Source organism: Pseudoalteromonas sp. UBA2102 (assembly GCF_002331165.1).
In the GTDB taxonomy this organism is placed as follows: Bacteria; Pseudomonadota; Gammaproteobacteria; order Enterobacterales; family Alteromonadaceae; genus Pseudoalteromonas; species Pseudoalteromonas atlantica.
In genome coordinates this window covers 1-8,954 of record NZ_DCYU01000003.1, presented here as the reverse complement: position 1 = coordinate 8,954, position 8,954 = coordinate 1, and the positions used below count along the sequence as shown (strand labels likewise).

At 39.8% G+C, this 8,954-nt stretch carries 6 protein-coding genes; 1 reads left to right on the top strand and 5 read right to left on the bottom strand.

The window, feature by feature from the left end; all coding sequences use genetic code 11:
• Window positions 1-635: 635 nt before the first annotated feature.
• Window positions 636-1,514, top strand: coding sequence for a TraB/GumN family protein (locus B2R65_RS00430; protein WP_138577667.1), 879 nt, complete (start codon window positions 636-638; stop codon window positions 1,512-1,514).
• A gap of 36 nt (window positions 1,515-1,550) precedes the next feature.
• Here B2R65_RS00430 and B2R65_RS00425 read toward each other — a convergent pair whose 3' ends face one another.
• The 5 genes from B2R65_RS00425 to B2R65_RS00405 form a co-directional block, all read right to left on the bottom strand.
• The gene (locus B2R65_RS00425) at window positions 1,551-2,963 is read right to left on the bottom strand and encodes an ATP-binding cassette domain-containing protein (RefSeq protein ID WP_273605464.1); all 1,413 of its coding nucleotides are present in this window, start codon (window positions 2,961-2,963) and stop codon (window positions 1,551-1,553) included.
• Window positions 2,964-3,040: 77 nt separating this feature from the next.
• Window positions 3,041-4,765: a response regulator gene (locus B2R65_RS00420; protein ID WP_273589779.1), complete on the bottom strand. Its 1,725-nt coding sequence runs from the start codon at window positions 4,763-4,765 to the stop codon at window positions 3,041-3,043.
• A 158-nt stretch (window positions 4,766-4,923) separates the two neighbouring features.
• On the bottom strand, window positions 4,924-7,257 hold the full coding sequence (locus tag B2R65_RS00415) for a fatty acid cis/trans isomerase (protein WP_286740012.1): 2,334 nt from the start codon (window positions 7,255-7,257) through the stop codon (window positions 4,924-4,926).
• Window positions 7,254-7,619 (bottom strand): hypothetical protein, encoded by a 366-nt coding sequence (locus B2R65_RS00410; RefSeq protein ID WP_029774302.1) that lies wholly within the window; start codon window positions 7,617-7,619, stop codon window positions 7,254-7,256. The genes B2R65_RS00415 and B2R65_RS00410 overlap by 4 nt, the downstream gene beginning before the upstream one ends.
• 118 nt (window positions 7,620-7,737) lie before the next feature.
• Entirely contained in the window at window positions 7,738-8,535 is a 798-nt protein-coding gene (locus B2R65_RS00405) for a VOC family protein (RefSeq protein WP_054982956.1), read from the bottom strand.
• Between the last annotated feature and the right edge of the window lie 419 nt (window positions 8,536-8,954).

Here is an 8,954-nt window from a genome sequence, read left to right as displayed (position 1 = left end):
TTTAAAACTTTGTGCTTAAAACTAAAAAGCCCTCCGAACGGTTAGGTGCGGAGGGCTTTTTAATGCTTAAGTTTATAGCACTACGAAGCCCTCGCGGGAATAATCACCACGATAATAATCAGGACTAGGTTAAGTGCATTTGTAAGCATGAAATTAATACCAAAATGTGTTCATTTGTTACGAAGTAATACTCTTCGCTCTGTATATGTATTTGTACCGTGCTGAGGCGAGTAAGTCAACACCAAACTTAATTCAACAAAAGAGCAAAAAGCGACTTTAAACGGATTTTAAATTCACAAAAAAAGGCTTAAATGAAAAATCTATACCTTAATTTGCATCAAGTAAATTCACTAGCCACATAATAGCCATATAGGGCTTGATTAATTTTTGATACATTGTAGTACAAATAACAGCGCAGCACGGTAAATAACTTAAAACTTTGCTAATTAGGCAGGTTTACTCCGCAAGCCCTATTACGCACCACTCAATTACATTCACCCTATTTAAATAAGGTGCCCTAGTGCAACTAAATTCATAAGCGCATTTAAAAGTGTTGAATATAACCAAATAGGTTTATTAAAGCGCTTTAATTTAAGCTAGTATTTAGGCAACTCAATTAGATTTAAGGACAAACCATGCAAGCCCTCACTCGAATTAGTCAGTTTTTTATATTGGCACTTTTTATAGCAACTAGTTTTAATAGTGTCGCAGCACCGGCATTATTTAAAGTAGAAAAAAACGGTACTAGCTCTTACTTGTTTGGCACAGTTCACGTAGGCGATGCCAGCATGAAAGGCTTACCAGAAAAAGTAACTAAGGCTATAGATCAAAGCGAGCAAGTTGTTGTTGAAGTAGATATTAGTAAACTCACGCCTTTGCAAATGCAGCAGCGTTCAATGCCCTTTATGATGCTTAAAGATGGCAAAACATTACAAACAGAACTCTCAAAACAAAACTACAATAAGCTTAAAGACTACTTTGCTAAAAAATCGATTGATATAGCTATGTTTAATGGCCTCAAACCTTGGGCTGTAATGGTAACCATGATGCAGATTGAATTTCAAAATGCAGGATTTTCTGACCAAACAGGCATAGACAAGCAAGTACTTGCTTACGCTAAAAAGCAAAATATCACGATTGGAGAGTTAGAAACGCTAGAGCAGCAACTGCAAATGTTTGATGGCATGGCTTTGCTCAGTAATGAAATGATTGAAGAAACGTTTGAACAGCTTGCCGATATTAATACTTATTTTATTAAGTTAGTAAACGCCTGGAAAAATGGTGATATGGATACGCTGACTGAATACTACAACATGAGTTTTGACGAGAGTAACTACGGTGAAATAAGCGAGCAAGTTATGCTAGTTAATCGTAATAATAAATGGGTGGAGCAATTAGTGCCTCGCTTAACTAACGAAAAGCTATTTATTGCTGTAGGCGCGCTGCACTTACCGGAGCAGCATGGTTTAATTAAACAGTTAACTGATGCAGGCTTTACCATTACTCGCCTATAACGTGGCGTTAAAGGTTGGGCATATTCAGCCCAGCCTTTAATTAAAATCTTCCATTTTTAAATAATGCTCAATCCCTTTAATTTTGTCTGCCGCATGGTGATTTACATAAATAACGGTGCTGGTATTTGCGGCACAAATTTTCTCTATTAAAATTAGTACTCGCTGTCTATTTGCTTCATCAAGCCCTAAGCAAGGTTCATCTAAAATAAGTAACGTGGGGTGTTTTACCATAGCACGCACTATTAATAGCATGCGCTGATCGCCGTATGAAAGTTGCGTAAATGAGCTATTTTGTTTATCGCCTAACCCAATCAGCGCTAACCATTGCTTAGCTGTATTTACTTGTGACTCTGTTGGCTTTTGATATAAACCAATGCTGTCGTAAAATCCAGAAATAACCGTATTCAATGCCGATATACTTACTCGATAATCCATATGCAGTGCATTTGATATATAGCCTATATGCTGTTTTATATCCCAAATACTTTCACCACTTCCGCGCTTAAAACCAAATACCTGAATATCATTGCTGTAGCATTGAGGGTTATCGCCAGTGATTAAATTTAATAAGCAGGTTTTACCTGAGCCATTTTTACCACTCAATTGCCAGTGTTGATGTTTATTAATTTGCCAATTGAGATTTTTAAATACATCAACCCCAGCGTAGCTAACCTTTGTATTACTAAGCTTAACCAATGTATCGGCGGTATACTCTGCACGGCCTTGGGAGTCATCCGGTTGAGGTATTTCTAAAGCGGTATGGGTTAAATGCAGTAGTTTAAGCAAGTCAGCACGCTGCTCTGCGTTTGGATTATTAAGTACATGCAGCAATTGCCCCTGATTTACATAAGCGTAATGAGTAATAAACGGCGGGATTTCATCAAGCCTATTTAACACAAACACAAAGTTAATTGTTGAGCTAAGTGTTTCTAATAAAGTGTTTAGCACCTCACTCGAATGTTTATCTAAGCCATCATATGGCTCATCTAGTACCACTAAATCAGCATGACTACTTAGCGCATTTATAAGTAGGAGTTTACGGGTTTCGCCGGTAGAGAGATCTCTAAAATGCCTGTCTAAAAGGGCGCTGTAATTAAAGGCATCTATTAGTTTTGTACGTAACTCATGGTTGTAGCTACTATTTTGAGGGAAGATAAAATCTTTTACTAAGCTGTGATGTTCATGCTCAATTTCGTTTTTGATTAACTGCTTTTGCACATCAGATGACACAAGCTGCGTGCTATTAAAGGTACTTTTAAAAGTACCACTTTGCTGCTTAGCTTCACCCGTTAATGCGGCGCTCAATGCCGATTTACCTGCGCCATTAGCGCCTAATAAGAGCCAGTGCTCACCAGCATTCACTTGCCAACTTAAGTCATTAATTGTGTAACAGCTTTTACCTTGCCCTTTTAAATAACCACTAAATTGTTCAAATACAATACTTTGCACAATACTGCCTTCACCATAAGCTAAATAAACAACTTAACGTATAGTAAATTGCTTTAGCAAGCGTATTTAATTGCGTATTAATTTATTTCATTAGCTATGCATACATTTACCAATGCATCAGCCACTGCCTGCTTACTTATGGGCTTATGAATATGCTCACTCGCGCCATATTCATAAATTAAGTCCATGTCTTCGGCTGAGGTATTTGCTGTCACAACGATTATGGGCATGGTTTTATTTAGCTCTTTGCGTATTTTTTTAGTCGCTTCAAAGCCATCCATGACCGGCATGTTTAAATCCATAAACACCACGTCATAGTCAGCCTTACCTACCTTTTCGCAGGCTTCTAGGCCATTTACAACGCATTCATAGTCCACACCTAACGTTGCCAAAATACGTGTGAGTAACAAGGTGTTTAATTCATTGTCTTCAACCACAAGGCAAAAAAGCTTTTTTTCGACTTCTCTTTCTGTTTGCTGGTTAGTAATTTCAATCGGCAAGTTAAGCGTAACATGAGCGCCACTCGCTGCGTTGTTTTTAAATGAAAGCGAACCATGCAGCGCTTTAACAACATACTGCGCCCGTGTTAATCCCGTTCTCAGGCCTTGAAAGTGGTTAGTTTGTTTAAATGAGTCAAACTCTAGTTCTGTTATTTCGCTAGAAAAACCGCACCCACTATCATTAACGGTTAATTGTAATTGCGAGTTTTGCATGTTTGCAGCAACTTCAACCTCGCCCTTGTCGGTAAACTTTATTGCATTGCTAATTAGCTCGGTTAATACATGCTGTAAGCGCTGATGATCTAATTTACAAAAACAATTAAGAGACTCATCAAAATGAGTGATTAATGTTAGCCCTTTTTGCTGCGCTGCATACTCATACGCCAACACCACTTTGTTTATGGATTCTAAAAGGTTTTCGTTTTTAAGAATTGGCGCCCACTTTCCTGTGCTTAGTGCTTGTAGGTCTTGTAGCTCATCAAGCATAGATAGAAGTCTAAGGGCACAGTAGCTTGCTTGCGTTTTAATATTTTGCTGCTCGGCATTGATGGTTAGCTCATCAATCGACGTAATTAATCCCTGTAACGGTGTTCTAAATTCGTGGCTTGCTCTGGCAATAAAGTGCTCTTTGTTTTGGCTCATTTGCGCTACAAAGTCCTTTTGTTTTTGAAGAGCTGTTAAGGTGCGTTCCACCTCTTTTTCCATCGGCATAAACACAAATCTTAGCTCAACGAGCAATAACACCATGGCGACTAACCAGCACAGCAATTCTAAATTAGACACGCGGTTAACTTTTTTTACTGCATGTTGCTCAAATAAAGTAACCGCGCGGTCAAGCTTAGCTAGCAGGTTTTCTACATGTGCTACGTTGAGCACCTGTGTGTCTACCTCGCCTTTTTGGTACAGCAGCCAACTAGCTTGGGCAATAAATTCATTCACTTCGCTATCTAGATTAGCTGGCTCAGAAAAGTATAACTTTACTAATTCTGGCGTTAAATAACGGTAACTACTACCTTGCTTGGTAAGTAATACCTCATGAGCTGTTTTAAATTGTGCGAGAGAGTGTTCGAGGGAATTGGTATGGGTAGCAACATCGATTCGTGATGAAAGAAGTGCATTGCTATGCCAAGCAATTTTTTGCGAGAGCATGCGCTGCTTACCTGCCATATTAATAATTTTAGCATCGTACTTTTGTACAGAAAAGCCATACTGCAGCAACAATGCTGAGCCACTTATTAACAGAGCAATAGCAATAAGCGCCCATCGGTAACGCTGTCTTACATTGGCAATAATTTTAAACATACAAGGCCGCTTTTTTATTTTAAGTGTAGCCTATATATAGAAAACTCAACATCAGCTTTAGTAATTATATAAATAAAAAGCCCAGTAACATGACTGGGCTAAATGTATTAAGTGTGAGGCAAAAAGGGCAATACTTGCGACACTTTTGTAATTACCAGTTAGCGATTTTCTAATCGGTTGTAGTCAAACATACCAAATTCAACGCCGCGATACTCTTTAGCTACTTGGTGCATTATGTCGCTGTATTTCCAAAACTCTGGATGTGAGCGACGAATACCAAATTTTACTTTTATTGCAGCATAATCTGCTTCAATTTGCATCATAGGTAATAGCTGTGCAAATTCACCCACTTCATTTTGATCATTTAAATACCAAATAGCCGCAGGGTAATCACCAATAAAGCCTGGCACTAGGGTGGCGGTATCTTCATCATAAGCGCGCTGCCCATCTTCATTTAATAAGCTGGAAATATTGTAATGCGCGTTGTGATGAATAAGCGTATAAGCTTTATGTGAAGCATCGTCTTGCTTAACCAAAATATACGATAACTGCGGTAATAAATTTATAGCCTTAGCTGGCATATTGTTCAGTGCATTTAATGGCGAGGATACTTTTGTGTAGTCGTAGTGCTCACTCAGTACTGGCGCTAAAGTTTGCTTAACTAACCCATACAGCTCGTGTTGTGGATCATCCGTTTTATATTCAATACCACTAGGTTGGCTAAACTCTCGGTTGTTTTTAAAAAACTTAGATAAGCTTGGCGGAGACTTTCTATACCAGCTTTTTTTAATTTGATGGCGCTTCGCTTCAGGTAATAAAGCCAAAAAGTTTTGCTCACCCTCTAAACGTAAAAAGTCCATGTATAGGCGGGTCACTAATTGGTGGCCGATATTTCCGTATACATCAAAGCCTGCAACAAGTAAGTAATGAATACGCTCAAATAGCGCATAATCTAACACCCACATAGTTTTAGGCTCTTGACCAATAAAGCCTTTCACTACCGTGGCACTATCAAAATGGCGAAATATTGTAAGCGCTGCATTTTTGTTATGGCCTTCACCTTTCCACAATAGGTCGGTGGTTAAATGCTCTCCGTTTTTAAACATCTCGTTAGCCAGCTCAACTTTGGCTTGTAAGTATTTTTTCTCACGCACTGAGTATTTAACCCAGCTAGAGATAGGCAATGCATTGCTTTCTTCTGCTGCAGGTAATTCAAGGGCTTCTTCGTGCTGAAGCAACATATCTTCCACTGCTGGAGTCGCGACTTTTTCAGGGTCTGCAAAGGCAACCCAAAAATGATCGTTAATCACATTAAGTGCAATTTGGCCGCGGCATACAGGGCCCTTAATAAAGCCCATAATAATTAGCTCAGCTTCATCAAGCATAAATTGATACTTAGAATTAATAGGAATTACTTCAAACGTTTTAAAAGGATTAGATGCCGCCTCGCTCTTATAACTTGGCATTTTAGTAACCGTATAATCGGGAGCTATAAATTGCTCATAAATACGTGCAAGCTTTGCATCATCAAGCTTTAGCGGTAAATGTGTTTTTGATAAAACAGTTGAGCGGTCCTGTAGTAAACGGTAATACACACGACTCACTTTAGGGTCATCGTATGGTCGGCGCGTATTAATTAGCTTAATTTCTTCGCCTGGCGGCGTACTTGAACGAACCAGTTTAAAAAAGCTCTGTGGTTTATCAGAACCAAAATAAATATGGGCTAAAAACCAATGCTCGTAAATATAACGTGCGGCTAATTGGTATTTTAAGCTGTCTTGATTTAAAAACGCTTCCCAGTTTTTAACGTTTGTTAGTTCGGCTTTGGTGGGCGGTTTAATATGCGCCATTTTTCCACCGTCTTTAAGCCACTTTTGTAAATGATAAAACTCCTGGCTAGACACGCCCGGTAAACCGTAAGGCATACCGCCATGAGGCTGCTCTGCAGCTAAACGATCGAATTCTCCCATAGTGGCGCACGTTTGAGAGCGGCTAAGTGAAAAGTCAAATTCGTCATCAAGAATTTCATTCTCTGGTAACGGTGCACTTTGCTTAAGCACTAAAGAATTAAATAACACCCCACCGGCAAGGTTTGCTTCTGGGTTTTGGTCACGTTCGTTAAGTACCGGAGTAAAGCCCTTTTTACGCCATTGCTCAGTGCTGGTTGCATCAAATAATAACCGGCTTGGTGTAGTGGCTAATAGCCGTGTACCATCATAAACAAGCTCTTTACTTAGCCCTCTATCTATCCCTTCAGGGGACGAAAGCTTTAGCTGACAAGGCGCATCATAACAGCCATGGCATACTACACAGCGTGTATCTAGCACAGGTTTTACTTCTTGCAAAAACTCGGCACCAGCACCTGTATCATGCGGCACTATACGCTGCTGCGTTTGTTCATCACCAAATAAGTCGTTGTAGTGAGCATTGCCTAAATAAGCACACCCGCTGAGGATAATAAGGACGAATGTACTGATCAGAATTTTTTTCATTCTTCATCCTCATCACCCAGGTCGAAGGTTGGCATCATATCCATTTGTGGAGAGACAAAAGTCTGGTTGTCGTGGGTATTTAACACCACACTTAACAGTGGGCCGTGGGTCAGCGTTATTTGTGCATCGTGCTCTTGGTTTAACAACGCATTAAATTCGCTGCTATGCGGCGCAAGCTCATACTCTTTTAAACTAATAGCGATACTGCTATCAGGTGCTGGGTTTTGGCATATCTGCGTCAGTAGCTCATCATCAAGAGCAAATGAAATGTCTAAATCGGGCTTTTCTACATCTCGCTCACTAAGCGACTCATTTAAAATAAATAACGGTAAGGTTAATTTACTATCTTGTTCAAATTCCATTGTGCTCTCTTGCTGACTGAGGGTGTAATTACCCGCCATTATAGCAAAAAAGCACATAATTACTGCGCCTAAATAACCACACTAAAGTCTAAAATTTAGCCTTAAGCGCTGTTAATGACTAAGCTTTAATATCATCCATTGCCGATTCAATAATAGAAAATACAGCCCCTTGAGGGTCGCAAATAACACTAAAACGCCCTACATCAGGAATATCTGTAGCAGGTACACACACTTGCCCTCCAAGAGTCGCCGCTTTTTTTACATAGCTATCGCAGTTATCCACGGCGAAGTAAATCATCCAATGGGGGGGTACGTCTTGTGGCCATTCATCAGTCATTTGTAGCATGCCTGCTACCGGCTTACCTGCAACTAAAAACAAGGTGTAATCCATACCTTCCATAGGCTTTGTTTCACTTTTCCACCCCAGTAGTTCACAGTAAAAATCACGGCTTGTTTCACTATCGCGCGTTGCCATTTCATGCCAATAAGGCGTGTTGAGCTCACAAGGACGCTTACATCCTATATGCTCTTTACCTTGCCACAATGCCACCGTGGCACCCGCGGGGTCTTTAAGCATTAACATACGCCCTGCATCCATAACATTGTGAGGGCCTGCTATAATTTGCGCACCGAGCTCTTGCGCCTTAATTGCACATGCATCAACATCATCTACGGCAATATAGGTAAGCCAGTAGCTAGGCGTAGAGGCCACTTGCTCTTTAGGCATTTGATACATGGCAGCAATATCGTCACCTTGCTTTTGTAGCATAGTGTAATACTCATCATCGCCAATGGGCTGATCGTCATTTCCCCACTCAAACAACGAGGTATAAAAAGCTTTCCCGTCTTGCCAATTATGAGTACACAGTTCAGCCCAGCAAAATATACCTTGCGGATAATTATTTTTATTATTCATCGCCCATTTCCTGTTGTAAATTTAAGCCATTTTTAGCTTAGGCTAATACCCTGTAAGTGTCGATAGTTATTCACTCAATAAACCTCCTTATACATCAGTGACCACTTCTACTCGGGCTTTGTAAAGCCAACCAAACAACATTACTTACATTAACGTCAAGCAGCTAAAAGCTGATAGTTAAAAACTAATCACTTTTCTTCAGGCAATAAAAAAGCCACCGAAGTGACCTCTTTTTAGTATTAATTAGCTAGGCTAATTATTAATCTAGGATAGTTGCTACATAGCACCTACGCCTAAAGGTAATAGCGCCACCTTCACATGACGTAAATTTCAGGCATTAAAAAACCCGAGGCTAAGCTCGGGTTTTTATGGTATTAATTAACTTAAAAGTTAACTATTACTCTACGATAGTTGCTACA

Bases quoted from the DNA above. Each gene is read 5' to 3' on its own strand.
- B2R65_RS00430 (WP_138577667.1), top strand. From the start codon at position 636: ATGCAAGCCCTCACTCGAATTAGTCAGTTTTTTATATTGGCACTTTTT.
- B2R65_RS00420 (WP_273589779.1), bottom strand. From the start codon at position 4,765: ATGTTTAAAATTATTGCCAATGTAAGACAGCGTTACCGATGGGCGCTT.
- B2R65_RS00415 (WP_286740012.1), bottom strand. From the start codon at position 7,257: ATGAAAAAAATTCTGATCAGTACATTCGTCCTTATTATCCTCAGCGGG.
- B2R65_RS00410 (WP_029774302.1), bottom strand. From the start codon at position 7,619: ATGGAATTTGAACAAGATAGTAAATTAACCTTACCGTTATTTATTTTA.
- B2R65_RS00405 (WP_054982956.1), bottom strand. From the start codon at position 8,535: ATGAATAATAAAAATAATTATCCGCAAGGTATATTTTGCTGGGCTGAA.